Genomic DNA, 16,747 nt, shown 5'->3' on the forward strand with positions numbered 1-16,747 from the left:
ACCCGCCGTTGGCGGGTTTCTTTATTACTCGTTGATGCGTGGATGCTGGTCCACCAGTCGGGAGCGTTTTTTCTGCAGCTCTTCAATTTCTGCGTCAATATCCTCAATCTTCTGCTCTACGTTGTCGTAGTGCTCACGCAGGATCTCTTTCGCTTCCTGGATATCAGACGCCGCAGGCGTTGCACCTTTCAGAGGACGGTTCGCCGTCTCCTTCATGGTAATACCGGTAATTAAACCAATCACCGCGATCACCATCAGGTAATAAGCCGGCATCATCAGGTTCTGCGTGCTCTCTACCAGCGAGGCGGCAAGCGTCGGGGTCAGACCGGCAATCAGCACCGAGATGTTAAAGGCCGCGGCCAGCGCACTGTAGCGAATATGCGTCGGGAACATCGCGGGCAACGTTGAGGCCATCACCCCGATAAAGCAGTTAAGGATCACCGCCAGCAGCAGCAGACCGGCAAAAATCAGCCCCAGCACATTACTGTTGATCAGAATAAATGCCGGAATGGCCAGAGCAAACAGCGCAACGCTTCCCAGAATAATGAACGGTCGACGGCCAAAACGGTCGCTCAACAGGCCCATAATCGGCTGCACAAACAGCATACCGACCATGATGGCGATAATAATCAGCACACCGTGATCTTCCGAGTAGTGCAGGTTATGCGACAGATAGCTCGGCATGTAGGTCAACAGCATGTAGTAGGTCACGTTGGTCGAAATCACCAGGCCAATACAGGTCAGCAGGCTGCGCCAGTGCTTAGTGGCAATCTCTTTGAACGACACCTTCGGACCATCCTGCAGCCCTTCGCGGTCACCCTGTTCCAGTTTTTCGACGTGCTGCTGGAACGCGGGCGTCTCCTCAAGCGCATGACGCAGGTAGAGACCAATAATCCCCAGCGGCAATGCCAGGAAGAACGGGATACGCCAGCCCCAGTCGAGGAAGTTATCTTCGCCCACCACGGTTGAAATCAGCACCACTACGCCCGCGCCCATAACAAACCCGGCAATCGAGCCAAAGTCCAGCCAGCTCCCCATAAAACCGCGCTTACGGTCCGGGGAATACTCGGCAACGAAGATCGAGGCACCGGTATATTCACCGCCCACGGAGAAGCCCTGCGCCATCTTACAAATCAGCAGGAGAATGGGTGCCCAAATGCCGATGGTGGCGTAAGACGGTATGAGGCCGATACAGAATGTACTGATCGACATAATGACGATGGTGATGGCCAGGATCTTCTGACGACCATATTTATCGCCGAGCATACCGAAGAATAGACCGCCCAGCGGGCGAATCAGGAAGGGAACGGAGAACGTACCCAGTGCGGCAATCATCTGCAGGCTGGGATCGGCCCCGGGGAAAAACACTTTACCTAACGCATAGGCCACAAAGCCGTAGACACCAAAATCGAACCATTCCATCGCATTACCGAGCGAGGCTGCGGTAATGGCTTTACGCAGCTTTGCGTCATCAATAATGGTGACGTCGCGAAGCGTGATGGGTTTAATCTTTTTCCTTCTTAGCATAGCTATCCTCGTTGACTCGGCCCTGTCTGTTTCACAGTCCAGTTAGCGTTCTGTGAACCATGGGATCCGCTCCATGCGAATCGCCTTATTCAAGCGTAGCAGGTTTACTTACATTGACGTTTTACGTCGATACAACCGAACCTGTTGACGCCTGCCTGGGCAGTTAATGACCTTTTTACCCTACCAGCGTTTATATTTGTGATCAACTTCACACATATTTTCGCGTCAGGTCAGCTCAGGCAAATTTTTGTCAAGGAGTGCCAATAAGCACTTCCTTAATCTGCCTAAAGATCATCCTCACGCGCGTCATTAATTCTTTCCTAACAGAAAAACAAACCACGTTAATTCACATCGGCTTTACATAAATTCCCACCAACAGGAACCGTCCTCAAGTTTTACATTGAATATGTGACACGGATAACTAAAACGATGTTTTATTTTCATTGAATCACTATTCCAATGATCGGATGATAAATCCGAATTCAGCGTTTAAGGTGTTTCTGAATCAGTTTAATCGGGAGCACACATTTAATTATGTTGCAGAGTTATCGAAAAAAGACCGCAAGCAATACGAGCAATCAATTGAATTTATTGACTAATTTTTAACAGCTATCACCCGTCCTGCGGGACCCGATGTGAGGTTTGTCCATGAAGATTAAAGCCACGATAGAACGCATACCTGGCGGTATGATGCTGGTTCCGCTGGTGCTGGGCGCGATCCTGAATACCCTTGCTCCCGATACCGGAGCTTATTTTGGCGGTTTCACAAAAGGCATGATAACAGGCACGGTTCCCATTCTTGCCGTCTGGTTTTTTTGTATCGGCGCATCTATTAATTTGCGGGCAACGGGTACTGTAATACGCAAATCCGGCACGCTGGTGATAACCAAAATAGCCGTAGCCTGGGCGGTAGCAATGATATGTGCAATGTTCATTCCGGAGGATGGAATTCAGACCGGGTTCTTCGCGGGATTATCGGTCCTGGCGATTGTCTCGGCGATGGATATGACCAACGGCGGATTGTACGCCAGCCTGATGAACCAGTACGGGACGAAAGAAGAGTCCGGCGCATTTGTGTTGATGTCTCTGGAGTCCGGCCCGCTGATGACGATGCTGATCCTGGGGTCTGCTGGCCTGGCCTCGTTTGAACCTCACCACTTTGTCGGCGCGATCCTGCCCTTCCTGATCGGTTTCGCCCTTGGCAATCTCGATCACGATCTGCGTGATTTCTTTAGCAAAGCCACGCCGGTGCTGATCCCGTTCTTCGGTTTCGCACTGGGGAACACCATCAACCTGAAGGTCATTCTCGATACCGGCCTGCTGGGTATTGTGCTGGGTGTCGCCGTGATCGTCATCACCGGTATTCCGCTGATTATTGCCGACCGCGTAATCGGAGGAGGAAACGGCACGGCCGGCGTCGCCGCCTCTTCAGCCGCGGGCGCAGCCGTCGCAAACCCGGTGATTATTGCCCAAATTAACCCGGCCTTCGAACCGGTGGCCGCTTCAGCGACGGCGCTGGTTGCCGCGAGCGTGATTGTCACCGCGATACTGGTCCCCATCATCACGGCGCTGTATGCGAAACGCTACGGGAATATGCCAGAGACCCAGCCTGAGCCTAAACCAATAGAAATGAATCATTAACACATCCCACCAAACCATACCCTCTTCCCTACGGGGTGTACGGTCCGGGGACATAGTGAACACTTGTTCGGGGACATGGTAGACACTTACAACTAAGGCATAAGAACCCGTTTATGGAGTCGCTTATGCCCTGGGATGCGAGAGATACCATGTCATTACGTACCGAGTTTGTTTTGTTCGCCTCGCAGGACGGGGCGAACATCCGTTCCCTCTGCCGTCACTACGGCATTTCACCTGCCACCGCCTACAAGTGGCTTCGCCGCTGGGCGGAGAAAGGTGCCGCCGGCCTTCAGGACCGGCCCCGTATACCGCACCATTCCCCGAACCGCTCATCTGACGACATCACCGCCCTGCTGCGCATGGCACATGACCGCCATGAACGCTGGGGAGCCCGCAAGATAAAGCGCTGGCTCGAGGACCGGGGGCACCGCATGCCCGCCTTCAGCACCGTCCATAACCTGATGGCCCGCCATGGCCTGCTGCCGGGCGCTTCACCGGGTATTTCCCCCACGGGACGGTTCGAACATGATGCGCCGAACCGCCTCTGGCAGATGGATTTTAAGGGCCACTTTCCCTTTGGCGGCGGCCGCTGCCATCCGCTCACCCTGCTGGACGACCACTCCCGTTTTTCCCTGTGCCTGGCGCACTGTACTGATGAACGCCGCGAGACCGTGCAGCAGCAGCTTGTCAGCGTGTTTGAGCGTTACGGCCTGCCGGACCGGATGACGATGGATAACGGCTCACCGTGGGGCGACACCACCGGCACCTGGACGGCGCTGGAGCTGTGGCTGATGCGCCACGGTATCCGGGTGGGGCACTCCCGGCCTTATCATCCGCAGACGCAGGGCAAGCTGGAGCGTTTTCACCGCAGCCTGAAGGCGGAAGTGCTGCAGGGAAAATGGTTCGCAGACAGCGGTGAGCTGCAGCGCGCCTTCGACCACTGGCGCACGGTGTACAACCTTGAACGCCCGCACGAGGCGCTGGATATGGCGGTACCGGGCTCGCGGTATCAGCCGTCAGCGCGGCAGTACAGCGGCAACACAACGCCCCCGGAATACGACGAGGGCGTGATGGTCAGGAAGGTGGATATCAGCGGAAAGCTGAGCGTGAAAGGGGTAAGTCTGAGCGCAGGCAAGGCGTTCAGGGGAGAACGGGTCGGGCTGAAGGAGATGCGGGAAGACGGCAGCTACGAGGTGTGGTGGTACAGCACGAAAGTGGGGGTGATCGACCTGAGGAAAAAGTCGATCACCATGGGTAAAGGATGTTAAAAAGTGTTCACCATGTCCCCGAACACCTGTCTACCATGTCCCCAGACCGTACACGGGGAGAGGGTTAGGGTGCGGAGTTTACCCAAAAATCTCTTCCACCATCGCGTCCACCAGCCGTTTTGCCGAACAGAGCCTTGGCATACCCAGCGCGACGGTCTGCCAGTTTTGCGTGACTGACCAGCTCACCGGATGTTGATCCGCCTGACACCAGTCCCCCAGCCACCCCAGCATGTCTTTATGATCGATTAAACCCGGAGAGGCAGGCGTTGTCAGCCACTGGTGATAGAAATGGCGGGTCGTGGGGGATGCATTAATGCCCTGCGCCAGATAGTTAGCCGCCATGCTGCGCAGGTTATCCTTAAGCATTGCCGCCACATCTTCATTCGCGAGGCGGCATGCATCACCAAATGCCCCCCAGCGAAGCTCTTCCAGCACGATAAAACAGCGCCCGGCCAGCGACCAGCCATCATAATGCCCGGCCCGCCAGCGGGTAAAAATCTGCTCACTGTGCTCGCCCGCCTGCACCGTGAGCCCTCGCTGGGTCAGCGCCTTTTCTTTATATGCTGCGCGTTGGGTAAAATGAGAGGCGAGTTCAGCGTACTGCTGCATCAGCCCGGGCGATTGCGGGGCGCGCGGGTTCGTCTGCTGGCGCAAAGCAATCAGCTTCTCTGCCATCAGCGTCAGCGCCAGATGACCCGGATCCAGCATGCCGGCCAGTTTTTCCGCCAGCCCCAGGCGCAGCGCTGCATTTTCATTGAGCATACCCGCCATCGCCCAGGGGCGTAGCCGGGTATGCGTCATGATTTCCTGAGTCAAACGCTCGCGAAACTGAAGCTGTTGTGGTCCCAGGTGAGGATGACGCGCCGCGTCTCCCCCCTGCACCAGATCGACCATAAATTTTGGATTAATACACTCCAGCGTTCGCCCGGGGCCGTCCAGTAGTGGTGTTGTCATGGTTGCTCTGCCGCGAATAGAGTTTGAATATCATCGCGTAACAGTCGGGTATCTTCCTGTATCCACGTCGCAGTAGTGATACTTTGCTTCAACAGCTGGCAGAGCGCTCGGGTAGAATGCTCATTCTGTTGACGCACTGCGAGGCTATCACGCAAGCTTTCCTGTAACCCGGTCAGGCACAACGAAAATTCTGCAAAGAACGTTGCCATTCCTGCCGTAACAGAGACATCGACCTGCGCGGACAAAGCTTTACGTATTTGTTCACAAAACTGTTCAATATGTTGCTTAAATTTGTCATGTAGCTGCGCAATGTCGATAACATAGCGCGTGCGCGTTTCCACATACTCATCCCAGCCCCAACCTGGATTATTGAGCCAGCGAGAGACCGTCTCTCGCATGCTGCCCCCACCCGATGGCGGGCCTGCCTGGCTGTCATCCTGCGCAATCGCATCATTAAACAGCGCCCGCGTATTGAAATTAAGCTGGCTTGCCTGAAACGCCGGAAAACTGATTCTCGCCCGAAAACCCGCATGGCTCAGATGCTCTTTAATACGCGTTTCGATGGGACGCATGGCCTCGTTCAGGGAGCGCGCCAGCGTAGACTCAAGCTGGTCGAAGCGTAACGCCAGCTCCCGGCAAATCTTCGTCTGCGCATCCAGCATCACCCGCTCGCAGGAGGAGCGGATTTTACTCAGCGCAATCTGCGCCTGCCCTTCGTCGTCCAGAACCAGCTGCTTCAGCTCGTCACCGTGAGGGGTCTGCCGATCGATGCCTGCCAAATCACGAATATGCTGAGCGCTGAACACCTCGCCAATCGCCTGGTTAAGCGCGGTTTTTTGGGCCCCCATAAAGTCCGCAGTGGCGTTCAGCGCCTCCTCAACTTCATGTTTCACCTCATCGCTCACCACGCTCTGGCGCGTCTGCAGAAGCGCCATGTCCTCTTCCAGACGTGCGATATTCACTTCCAGCGCCTCAAAGGCAACCGTCAGACCCTGATAGCGGAAGTCGAGGTACTCCCGGGCATTTTGTGCGTAATTAAGCAGCTTATGCGAGGCCGAACGCAGCGCGTAAAGCGAGGCATTGGCATAGGCTGCGTAAATCAGCTTGCGTATAGGTTGTTCAAAGAGCGAATCTTCCCAGAGCAAATCGGCAGAATGACGAATATGATCGATATCGTCCAGGTCCGCCGTACGCCAGCGCCGCCCAAGCGCCGCTTCGGCAAAATCCTGCACCCAGGGTTGCTCCTGATGATCCGGCAGCTGTCCGTGGGTAGTCATCTCGTAGCGAGCGCGGTTCGCCAGATACGCCCACATGGAGGAGACGGGGTAGATCTGGCCAGGCGAAATATTGCCTTTCATTAAGGTGCCGGAGATCATCGCCCGGATCTGCTCTTCATCGTCGCTATTGCGATCTTTCTGATCGAACTTATTGACCAGCGCATACAGCGGCACTGATTTTCCCGCCGCGGAGATGGCCTGGCGGACTTCTTCATCAGAGATGGATTTAAGCTGGGTATAATCCATCACGGCCAGCACAGCCGACGCGCGGGACAACTGTTCGTTGAGCATTTTTTGCAGATGCGGCTGTCCGGCCTCATTCGGCCCGGGCGTATCGAGCAGCGTCAGCTGTCCGAGGTGAGCATCCAGACCCGCAAGATGCACGAACTCCACTTCAATCACCGGAATATGTTCGATGGCGGCATATTCAGAGAAGGGAAACTCCACGCCTAGCGCCTGGGAAAGTCTCACCAGGTCGTTAAGGCTTTTCAGACAATGAAATATCGGCTGCGCGCCCAGGTGATGCTTCTCAAAAGCTTCTCCTTTTTCAATGCGCTCCAGCAGCGTATTCATGTCTTTATCAATTTCCAGATGCTGGGCCAGCTTTCCGCGATCGTAATCGCATAGCTTTTTCTGAAGCAGTTGAATCAAATCATCAATCGGCGAGGCATGTGAGAAATGCAGCACCGGGTCCTTCTGACCCGGCGTATGGCGAATCAGGGTAGGTAGCGCCGTCATCGGACGATTGCGGTTCGGCAACACTTCGGTACCCACAATCGCATTAATGGTGGTCGATTTCCCCGCTTTCATGGTGCCAACAATAGCGAGGACCATTTCCAGCCGGGTTATTTTCCGTAATTCATTATTCAGCATCGCCTGCTGCGCTTCGACACCGCGCGCACTAAAATGCAAAGGTAAAACGTTGTTCTTTTCACCCGTAATGGCTGCCGCTGTGCTCTCCAGCATCGCAGTCGGCATTGATTTCAACGTATCAAGATTTTGCAGGGCGAGCTGTAACAAACGCTCAGCTTCCTGGCTTAATTCAAAAATGGTCTGTGTGTGCATGATAAAAGCCTTTCCTTAACGCAAATTTATTACTTTTATTAAGCCACTGGTATTAATTATGTTGTTCAGGCTTATATGATCACGTGTGGAAAACATGTTCGCCGAAATATAACTGATTGATGATAATCAGAAATAATTCGCTATCCTTGCATGGCGTGTATAGCTCCCCTCCTGGCCTGACGGCCAAAGGAAAAAAGCGTAGCCCAATTTTAAGAAACTTCAGGATATATCATCATTATTTACCCACCTAAAAAGAGAGGTAATACGCCCCTGCCAAAAGATATGGATGGCAGCGAAGTCAGGAGATAAATAACAATGTGTCGCTTCACCTTATCCGAAATGGCGGAGCGTAGCAATTTGCCGCAATAAAATATTCGATATATTTAGCACCCATTCTTTCCACCGTGTTAATGACCTAAGCATCGCTTAACTGACTGACAGGAAGTGTCACTCCCGATACGCTTTTTGCATTTTTTTAATTCACAATATCACCGACAACCGTGTGGATTTGCGCTATACTTGCCGCCTTTTTCGGCACGCTGCCGTCATTTAGCTGGCACTTTCCAGCGCGTTTACACTTTTTTGAGGATACCGATATGTCACTCCCACATTGCCCAAAATGCAATTCTGAATACACCTATGAAGATAATGGCATGTTCATCTGCCCGGAATGCGCTCACGAATGGAATGATGCCGAACCATCACATGATGCTGATGCACTTGTCGTAAAAGATGCGAACGGCAATCTGCTGGCGGACGGCGACAGCGTAACCGTGGTTAAAGATCTGAAAGTGAAAGGCAGTTCTTCCATGCTGAAGATTGGCACCAAAGTGAAGAATATCCGTCTGGTTGAAGGCGATCATAATATCGACTGCAAAATTGACGGCTTCGGTCCGATGAAGCTGAAATCCGAGTTCGTGAAAAAGAACTGATTTACCCGCCCGGTGGCGCTTCGCTTACCGGGTTTTCGGGAACTACACTTAATGGGCTTTTCTTACGTGAGGTAAAGATTATGCCGTTAAGTCCCTACATCTCTTTCGCCGGCAACTGTGCAGAAGCCACTTCTTTCTACCAGCAAGCCGTCGGCGCAGAACTCCTCTATAAAATCACCTTCGGCGAAATGCCAAAAAGCGATAACAGCGATGAAGGCTGTCCGTCCGGTATGCAATTTCCGGATTCGGCTATCGCTCACTCCAACGTTCGCATTGCGGGCAGCGATATCATGATGAGCGACGGGATGCCGCCGGGCAGCAACGCGCAGTACGCGGGTTTCACGCTGGTACTCGATACCCAGGACGTCAATGAAGGCAAGCGCTGGTTCGACAACCTCGCCGCGGGCGGGAATATCGAAATGGCCTGGCAGGAAACCTTCTGGGCGCACGGTTTCGGTAAAGTCACCGATAAATACGGCGTGCCGTGGATGATTAACGTCGTTAAGCAACACCAAACGTCGTAGGCAGGATAAGCGCAGCGCAGCCGGCAACAGCGCCCGGTGGCGCTGCGCTGACCGGGCCTACGGTGATTGTCATCAAACTCCGCTCAACTCTTCAAACTCCCGCAACCCAGACTTAACCCAAATGTCACATTGATGCGCCAGCATGAGGCCACATTTATCGTGAGGCCCAGCACATGCAAATCGTCATCCGCGTCGAGAAACTGAGCAAGACCTTCAATCACAATAAGGCTCTGCATGCCGTTGATCTGACCGTCCAGCAGGGCGAAATGGTGGCGCTGCTGGGGCCGTCCGGTTCAGGTAAATCCACCCTTCTGCGTCATTTAAGCGGCCTTATCACCTGCGATAAAACGCTGGAAAGCCACGTTGAGCTGCTGGGCAATAGCGTGCAGCGCGCGGGGCGTCTCGCCAGCGATATCCGCAAGAGCCGCGCCCAGACGGGCTACATCTTCCAGCAGTTCAACCTGGTGAACCGCCTGACGGTGCTGGAGAACGTGCTGATTGGTGCGCTCGGCAGCACCCCGTTCTGGCGCACCTGTCTGCGCTGGTTCTCCCCTTCGCAGAAGCAGGAAGCCTTACAGGCGCTGACCCGCGTCGGCATGGCGCACTTCGCCCACCAGCGCGTCTCCACCCTCTCCGGTGGACAACAGCAGCGCGTTGCCATTGCCCGTGCCCTGATGCAAAAAGCGCAAATCATTCTCGCTGACGAACCCATTGCCTCGCTGGACCCGGAGTCCGCCCGCATCGTGATGGAGACCCTGCACGACATTAACCAGAACGACGGCATCACCGTGGTGGTCACGCTGCATCAGGTGGATTACGCCCTGCGCTATTGCGAGCGCATTGTCGCCCTGCGTCAGGGACATGTGTTCTTTGATGGCGCGAGCCATCAGTTTGATAACGAACGTTTTGACCATCTCTACCGCAGCATTAACCGCGTCGAAGAGAACGCGCAGGCTGCTTAATTAAACCCGATCCGAGGAAAGTACATGAGCTACAAAGCCGTTGCCGCGCTGGCCTTTACCAGCATGTTCAGCCTCAGCACCCTGTTTAGCCCAGCGTATGCGGAAGAGCAGGAAAAAGCGCTGAACTTCGGCATTATTTCGACGGAATCACAGCAGAACCTGAAGCCTCAGTGGGAACCGTTCCTGAAAGATATGGAAACCAAACTGGGGATCAAAGTTAACGCCTTCTTCGCCCCGGACTACGCGGGCATCATCCAGGGAATGCGCTTCAACAAAGTGGACATCGCCTGGTACGGCAACCTCTCCGCCATGGAGGCGGTGGACCGCGCGAACGGCCAGGTCTTTGCCCAGACCGTCGCGGCAGATGGCTCCCCGGGCTACTGGAGCGTGCTGATCGTGAACAAAGACAGCCCGATCAACAATCTCAACGACCTGCTCGCCAAACGCAAAGAGTTAACCTTCGGCAACGGCGATCCGAACTCCACCTCCGGTTACCTTGTCCCCGGCTACTACGTCTTCGCCAAAAACAACGCCTCCGCCAGCGACTTCAAACGCACGGTGAACGCCAGCCACGAAACTAACGCCCTGGCCGTGGCCAACAAGCAGGTGGACGTTGCCACCAACAACACCGAAAACCTCGACAAGCTGAAAACTTCCGCGCCGGACAAGCTGAAAGAGATCAAGGTCATCTGGAAATCGCCGCTGATCCCGGGCGACCCGATCGTGTGGCGTAAAAACCTGTCTGAAAGCACCAAGGACAAGGTGTACGACTTCTTTATGACCTATGGCAAAACGCCGGAAGAGAAAGCGGTCCTGGCGCGTCTGGGCTGGGCACCGTTCCGCCCGTCAAGCGACCTGCAGCTGGTCCCGATTCGCCAGCTGGCGCTGTTTAAAGAGATGCAGGGCGTGAAGGACAACAAAGGGCTGAAGGACGAGGAGAAGACCAGCAAAGTGACCACCATTCAGGCCCAGCTGGAAGACCTCGACCGCCTGACCGCCGCGTTGAGCGCCATGACCAGCGTGAATAAAGCGGTGCAGTAGTGCCTTTCTCCCTCTCCCCGTGGGAGAGGGCCGGGGTGAGGGCATCAGCGCGCACATTTCCCCCTCACCCTAACCCTCTCCCTCAAGGGAGAGGGGACTAAACCCAAAGGAGCCAACATGCAAACCATCACCCTCCCACCGCCGAAGCGCAGCTGGTTCTCGCTCATAAGCTGGGCCATCCTACTGGCGGTGCTGGTTATCTCCTGGAAGGGCGCGGAAATGGATCCGCTGCTGCTCTTCAAAGACGCAGGCAACATGGCGACCTTCGCCGCCGACTTCTTCCCGCCGGACTTCAGCCAGTGGCAGGACTATCTCAGCGAAATGGCGGTCACCCTGCAAATCGCCGTCTGGGGCACCGCCCTTGCCGTCGTTCTCTCCATTCCATTTGGCCTGATGAGCGCCGAAAACATCGTGCCGTGGTGGGTGTATCAGCCGATGCGTCGCCTGATGGACGCCTGCCGCGCCATCAACGAGATGGTCTTTGCGATGCTTTTCGTGGTCGCCGTCGGCCTGGGTCCGTTCGCCGGCGTGATGGCGCTGTTCATCCACACCACCGGCGTGCTTTCCAAGCTGCTCTCCGAAGCGGTCGAAGCCATCGAGCCTGGCCCGGTGGAAGGCATCCGCGCCACGGGCGCCAACAAAATCGAAGAGATCCTTTACGGCGTCCTGCCGCAGGTGATGCCGCTGCTGATCTCCTACTCCCTGTACCGCTTTGAGTCCAACGTCCGCTCCGCGACGGTGGTCGGCATGGTGGGCGCAGGCGGGATTGGCGTCACCCTGTGGGAAGCGATTCGCGGTTTCCAGTTCCAGCAAACCTGCGCCCTGATGGTGCTCATCATCGTCACCGTCAGCCTGCTGGATTTCCTCTCTCAACGTTTGCGTAAGCACTTCATCTGAGAAGCGAGGCTTTGTTTTCTATGCACTTATCCAGACATCCGACCAGTTACCCTACCCGCTGGCAGGAGATTGCGGCAAAACTCGAAGTGGAGCTGCGCATGCACTACCGCTGCGGGGACTACCTGCCCGCCGAGCAACAGCTTGCCGACCGCTATGAGGTGAACCGCCACACCCTGCGCCGCGCCATTGACCAGCTGGTCGAGCGCGGCTGGGTCCAGCGCCGTCAGGGCGTGGGCGTGCTGGTGCTGATGCGCCCGTTCGACTACCCGCTAAACGCCCAGGCGCGCTTCAGCCAGAACCTGCTGGATCAGGGCAGCCACCCGACCAGCGAAAAGCTGCTCTCGGTATTGCGCCCGGCATCCAGCCACGTGGCGGACGCGCTGGGCATTCAGGAGGGCGATAACGTCATTCACCTGCGCACCCTGCGCCGGGTTAACGGCGTGGCGGTGTGCCAGATAGACCACTACTTCGCGGACCTCGCCCTCTGGCCCGTGCTCCAGCATTTCTCCAGCGGCTCGCTGCATGACTTTCTTCAGGATGCAACAGGCGTTGCGCTCAAGCGCACCCAGACGCGCATCAGCGCCCGTCGCGCGCAGGCGAAAGAGAGCAAGGTGCTCGAAATTCCCAATATGGCCCCGCTGCTCTGCGTGCGCACCCTCAACCACCGTGACGGCGAGATCAACGCGACGGAATACTCCGTCAGCCTGACCCGCGCCGACATGATCGAATTCACCATGGAGCACTGAATGCACTTCGACACCTCCACCCGACAGCGCTGGATGCGCGTGCTGGCCCACAGCCAGCCTGCCGCGCTCTCAGCCCGCATGAGCGCCCTGAGTCTGGCACCCGATTACGACACCCTCCGCGCCCCGGAGATCGGCCTCGTTCAGATCCAGGCGCGCATGGGCGGCACCGGCGAGCGCTTCTTCGCCGGAGACGCCACCCTCACCCGCGCCGCGATCCGTCTGAACAGCGGCACGCTGGGCTACAGCTACGTGCTGGGGCGCGACAAAGCGCACGCCGAGCGCTGCGCGGTGATCGACGCGCTTTTACAGGAACAACCCTATTTCCAGACGCTAATGGAAACCCTTATTGCCCCGCTGGAAGCCGACCGCGCCGCGCGCATTGCCGCACGTCAGGCCGAAGTGAACACCAGCCGGGTCGACTTCTTTACGCTCGTTCGCGGAGACAACGCATGACGCTTCAACCTGCTTTTACCCTGGCCGTCCAGGATGCCCAACACAGTTTTCGTCGCCTGCTGAAGGCGATGAGCGAGCCGGGCGTGATCGTCTCGCTGCACCAGCTCTCCCAGGGCTGGCTGCCGCTGAACCTGGCGACCACCAGCGTGCTGCTGACGCTTGCCGATAACGACACTCCGGTGTGGCTTTCGGGCGCGCTGTCGAACGATATCGCCAGCCAGAACCTGCGTTTTCACACCAGCGCCCCGCTGGTCGATCAGCCCCAGCAGGCGGTTTTTGCCGTGGCCGACGAACAAATTAGCCATGAACAGCTCAACGCCCTGAGCGAAGGCAGCGCCGTCGCCCCGGAGACCAGCGCCACGCTGATCCTGCAGGTCTCCAGCCTGAGCGGCGGCCGCATGCTGCGCCTCACCGGGGCAGGCATCGCCGACGAGCGCATGGTCGCGCCGCAGCTGCCGGAGTGCATCATTCACGAGCTGACCGAACGCCCGCACCCGTTCCCGCTGGGCATTGACCTGATCCTGACCTGCGGCGAGCGCCTGCTGGCAATCCCGCGGACCACTCACGTGGAGGTGTGCTGATGTACGTTGCCGTCAAAGGGGGCGAGAAGGCCATCGCCGCCGCCCATGCGCTACAGGCGCACAGACGACGGGGCGATGAACGGCTTCCCGAGCTGAACGTCGCCCAGATTGAACAGCAGCTAAACCTTGCCGTCGACCGCGTGATGACCGAGGGCGGCATCGCCGACCGCGAGCTGGCGGCGCTGGCCCTGAAGCAGGCCAGCGGCGACAACGTGGAAGCCATCTTCCTGCTGCGCGCCTACCGCACCACGCTTGCCAGACTGGCGGTGAGCGAGCCGGTGAACACGGCGGAGATGCGCCTGGAGCGCCGCATTTCTGCCGTTTATAAAGACATCCCCGGCGGCCAGCTGCTTGGCCCGACCTACGACTACACCCATCGCCTGCTGGATTTTACCCTGCTGGCGAACGGCGAAGCGCCGCAGCTGAGCACCTCCGATGCCGAACAGGAACCGTCTCCGCACGTCTTCAGCCTGCTGGCAAAACAGGGACTGGCGAAGGCGGAAGAAGATTCAGACGCGCAGCCGGATGACATCACCCGCATGCCGCCGGTTTACCCATGCTCGCGCTCGTCCCGCCTGCAGCAGCTGATGCGCGGCGACGAAGGCTATCTGCTGGCGCTGGCCTACTCCACCCAGCGCGGCTACGGGCGCAACCACCCGTTTGCGGCCGAAATTCGCAGCGGCTACATCGACGTCGAAATCGTGCCGGAAGAGCTGGGTTTTGCGGTGAACGTCGGCGAACTGCTGATGACCGAGTGTGAAATGGTCAACGGTTTCGTCGCCCCGGAAGACGAAGACCCGCACTTTACCCGCGGCTACGGGCTGGTGTTCGGCCTCGGCGAGCGCAAGGCCATGGCAATGGCGCTGGTCGACCGCGCCCTGCAGGCGCCGGACTACGGCGAGCACGTTGCAGGCCCGGCGCAGGACGAAGAGTTCGTGCTGGCCCACGCGGATAACGTTGAGGCCGCCGGCTTTGTCTCGCACCTCAAGCTGCCGCACTACGTCGATTTCCAGGCCGAACTGGAACTGCTGAAACGCCTGCAACGGGAGCGCGCCAATGGCTAACTTAAGCGGCTACAACTTTGCCTATCTGGATGAGCAAACCAAACGCATGATCCGCCGCGCGATACTTAAAGCGGTGGCTATTCCGGGCTATCAGGTGCCGTTCGGCGGTCGCGAAATGCCGATGCCCTACGGCTGGGGCACGGGCGGTATTCAGATCACCGCCAGCGTGATCGGCGAGGCGGACGTGCTGAAGGTCATCGACCAGGGTGCCGACGACACCACCAACGCCGTGTCGATCCGCAGCTTCTTCCAGCGCGTAACCGGCGTAAACACCACCGAAAAAACCGAAGACGCGACGCTGATTCAGACCCGTCACCGCATCCCCGAAACCCCGCTGACGGAAGATCAGATTTTGATTTTCCAGGTGCCAATTCCGGAGCCGCTGCGCTTTATCGAGCCGCGCGAAACCGAAACCCGCACCATGCACGCGCTGGAGGAGTATGGGGTAATGCAGGTGAAGCTGTATGAGGATATCGCCCGCTTCGGCCATATCGCCACCACCTACGCCTATCCGGTGAAGGTAAACGGGCGCTACGTCATGGACCCGTCGCCGATCCCGAAATTCGATAACCCGAAGATGGACATGATGCCCGCCCTGCAGCTGTTCGGTGCCGGGCGCGAGAAACGCATCTACGCCGTCCCGCCCTACACGCGCGTCGAAAGCCTGGATTTCGACGATCACCCGTTTACGGTGCAGGAGTGGGACGAGCCGTGCGCCATCTGCGGATCCAAACACAGCTATCTGGACGAAGTGGTGCTGGACGACACGGGCAAACGGATGTTTGTCTGCTCCGACACCGATTACTGCCGCCAACAGAGCGAGGCGAACGGCCAATGAAACCGCTGCTTTCGGTTAATCACCTGACTCACCTTTATGCGCCGGGCAAAGGCTTTAGCGACGTGTCGTTCGAGCTGTGGCCGGGCGAAGTGCTGGGGATCGTCGGCGAGTCCGGCTCCGGTAAAACCACCCTGCTGAAGTCCATCTCCGCGCGCCTGACGCCGCAAAACGGCGACATTTTGTATGAAGGCAAATCTCTGTACGGAATGAGCGAAGCCGAGCGCCGCCGCCTGCTGCGCACCGAGTGGGGCGTGGTGCATCAGCACCCGATGGACGGCCTGCGCCGTCAGGTCTCCGCCGGGGGCAACATCGGCGAACGCCTGATGGCCACCGGCGCGCGCCACTACGGCAACATCCGCGCCACCGCCCAGCACTGGCTGGAGGAGGTGGAGATCCCCGCCTCGCGCATCGACGACCTGCCGACAACCTTTTCCGGTGGGATGCAGCAGCGCCTGCAGATTGCCCGTAACCTGGTGACCCATCCGAAGCTGGTGTTTATGGATGAACCCACCGGCGGGCTGGACGTCTCCGTGCAGGCGCGCCTGCTCGACCTGCTGCGCGGTCTGGTGGTGGAGCTGAACCTTGCGGTGGTGATTGTCACCCACGATCTGGGCGTTGCGCGCCTGCTGGCGGACCGTCTGCTGGTGATGAAGCAGGGTCAGGTGGTGGAAAGTGGGCTCACCGACCGGGTGCTCGACGATCCACACCATCCGTACACCCAGCTGCTGGTGTCGTCCGTATTGCAGAACTGAGGTTGCTGTTGCCGGGTGGCGCTGCGCTTACCCGGCCTACGAACGCCGCACCTGTAGGCCGGGTAAGGCGAAGCCGCCACCTGGCAAAATGAACACCGCACCCGTAGGCCGGGTAAGGCGAAGCCGCCACCCGGCAAAATGAACACCGCACCTTGTAGGCCGGGTAAGGCGAAGCCGCCACCCGGCAAAATGAACACCGCACCCGTAGGCCGGGTAAGGCGAAGC

Annotated in this window: 16 protein-coding genes; 13 read left to right on the forward strand and 3 right to left on the reverse strand. The window is 57.6% G+C overall.

Annotation, left to right across the window (positions count from 1 at the left end; genetic code table 11):
* Positions 1-24 precede the first annotated feature (24 nt).
* Positions 25-1,527: a glycine betaine/L-proline transporter ProP gene (proP, locus tag NQ230_RS21355; RefSeq protein WP_047345547.1), complete on the reverse strand. Its 1,503-nt coding sequence runs from the start codon at positions 1,525-1,527 to the stop codon at positions 25-27.
* Between the two features lie 648 nt (positions 1,528-2,175).
* Here proP and kdgT point away from each other — a divergent pair.
* Complete coding sequence (kdgT, locus tag NQ230_RS21360; protein WP_121426274.1) at positions 2,176-3,168, forward strand: 2-keto-3-deoxygluconate transporter; 993 nt, start codon at positions 2,176-2,178, stop codon at positions 3,166-3,168.
* Between the two features lie 125 nt (positions 3,169-3,293).
* Positions 3,294-4,436: an IS481 family transposase gene (locus tag NQ230_RS21365; protein ID WP_442778909.1), complete on the forward strand. Its 1,143-nt coding sequence runs from the start codon at positions 3,294-3,296 to the stop codon at positions 4,434-4,436.
* A 78-nt stretch (positions 4,437-4,514) separates the two neighbouring features.
* Here the strand turns inward: NQ230_RS21365 and NQ230_RS21370 are convergent, their stop codons facing one another.
* Together NQ230_RS21370 and crfC are read right to left on the reverse strand one after the other, a co-directional pair.
* Positions 4,515-5,390 (reverse strand): diguanylate cyclase regulator RdcB family protein, encoded by an 876-nt coding sequence (locus tag NQ230_RS21370; protein ID WP_121426273.1) that lies wholly within the window; start codon positions 5,388-5,390, stop codon positions 4,515-4,517.
* Complete coding sequence (gene crfC / locus NQ230_RS21375; protein ID WP_257259046.1) at positions 5,387-7,732, reverse strand: clamp-binding protein CrfC; 2,346 nt, start codon at positions 7,730-7,732, stop codon at positions 5,387-5,389. The genes NQ230_RS21370 and crfC overlap by 4 nt, the downstream gene beginning before the upstream one ends.
* A gap of 596 nt (positions 7,733-8,328) precedes the next feature.
* On the opposite strand from crfC, the gene NQ230_RS21380 reads away from it, so the two are divergent.
* The 11 genes from NQ230_RS21380 to phnK all read left to right on the forward strand — a co-directional run bounded on the left by NQ230_RS21380 (position 8,329) and on the right by phnK (position 16,522).
* Entirely contained in the window at positions 8,329-8,664 is a 336-nt protein-coding gene (locus tag NQ230_RS21380) for a zinc ribbon domain-containing protein YjdM (RefSeq protein WP_023334217.1), read from the forward strand.
* An 80-nt stretch (positions 8,665-8,744) separates the two neighbouring features.
* Complete coding sequence (yjdN, locus tag NQ230_RS21385) at positions 8,745-9,188, forward strand: VOC family metalloprotein YjdN (RefSeq protein ID WP_121426271.1); 444 nt, start codon at positions 8,745-8,747, stop codon at positions 9,186-9,188.
* A gap of 173 nt (positions 9,189-9,361) precedes the next feature.
* Positions 9,362-10,150, forward strand: a complete 789-nt coding sequence (gene phnC, locus NQ230_RS21390; protein WP_257259048.1) for a phosphonate ABC transporter ATP-binding protein — start codon at positions 9,362-9,364, stop codon at positions 10,148-10,150.
* Between the two features lie 24 nt (positions 10,151-10,174).
* Complete coding sequence (gene phnD, locus NQ230_RS21395; RefSeq protein ID WP_257259050.1) at positions 10,175-11,191, forward strand: phosphonate ABC transporter substrate-binding protein; 1,017 nt, start codon at positions 10,175-10,177, stop codon at positions 11,189-11,191.
* A 117-nt stretch (positions 11,192-11,308) separates the two neighbouring features.
* Positions 11,309-12,088, forward strand: coding sequence for a phosphonate ABC transporter, permease protein PhnE (gene phnE / locus NQ230_RS21400; protein ID WP_023334213.1), 780 nt, complete (start codon positions 11,309-11,311; stop codon positions 12,086-12,088).
* A gap of 20 nt (positions 12,089-12,108) precedes the next feature.
* A complete protein-coding gene (phnF, locus tag NQ230_RS21405; protein ID WP_257259052.1) occupies positions 12,109-12,834 on the forward strand; it encodes a phosphonate metabolism transcriptional regulator PhnF in 726 nt (241 codons plus the stop codon).
* Positions 12,835-13,287, forward strand: coding sequence for a phosphonate C-P lyase system protein PhnG (phnG, locus tag NQ230_RS21410; protein ID WP_193941000.1), 453 nt, complete (start codon positions 12,835-12,837; stop codon positions 13,285-13,287).
* Complete coding sequence (gene phnH, locus NQ230_RS21415; RefSeq protein ID WP_032662532.1) at positions 13,284-13,868, forward strand: phosphonate C-P lyase system protein PhnH; 585 nt, start codon at positions 13,284-13,286, stop codon at positions 13,866-13,868. Before phnG ends, phnH begins: the two co-directional genes overlap by 4 nt.
* Positions 13,868-14,932 (forward strand): carbon-phosphorus lyase complex subunit, encoded by a 1,065-nt coding sequence (locus NQ230_RS21420; RefSeq protein ID WP_257259057.1) that lies wholly within the window; start codon positions 13,868-13,870, stop codon positions 14,930-14,932. The genes phnH and NQ230_RS21420 overlap by 1 nt, the downstream gene beginning before the upstream one ends.
* Positions 14,925-15,770, forward strand: a complete 846-nt coding sequence (phnJ, locus tag NQ230_RS21425) for an alpha-D-ribose 1-methylphosphonate 5-phosphate C-P-lyase PhnJ (protein WP_023310087.1) — start codon at positions 14,925-14,927, stop codon at positions 15,768-15,770. Before NQ230_RS21420 ends, phnJ begins: the two co-directional genes overlap by 8 nt.
* On the forward strand, positions 15,767-16,522 hold the full coding sequence (phnK, locus tag NQ230_RS21430) for a phosphonate C-P lyase system protein PhnK (RefSeq protein WP_257259060.1): 756 nt from the start codon (positions 15,767-15,769) through the stop codon (positions 16,520-16,522). Before phnJ ends, phnK begins: the two co-directional genes overlap by 4 nt.
* Positions 16,523-16,747 lie beyond the last annotated feature (225 nt).

The sequence above is a fragment of the Enterobacter asburiae genome, from assembly GCF_024599655.1.
Taxonomy (GTDB): Bacteria; Pseudomonadota; Gammaproteobacteria; order Enterobacterales; family Enterobacteriaceae; genus Enterobacter; species Enterobacter asburiae_D.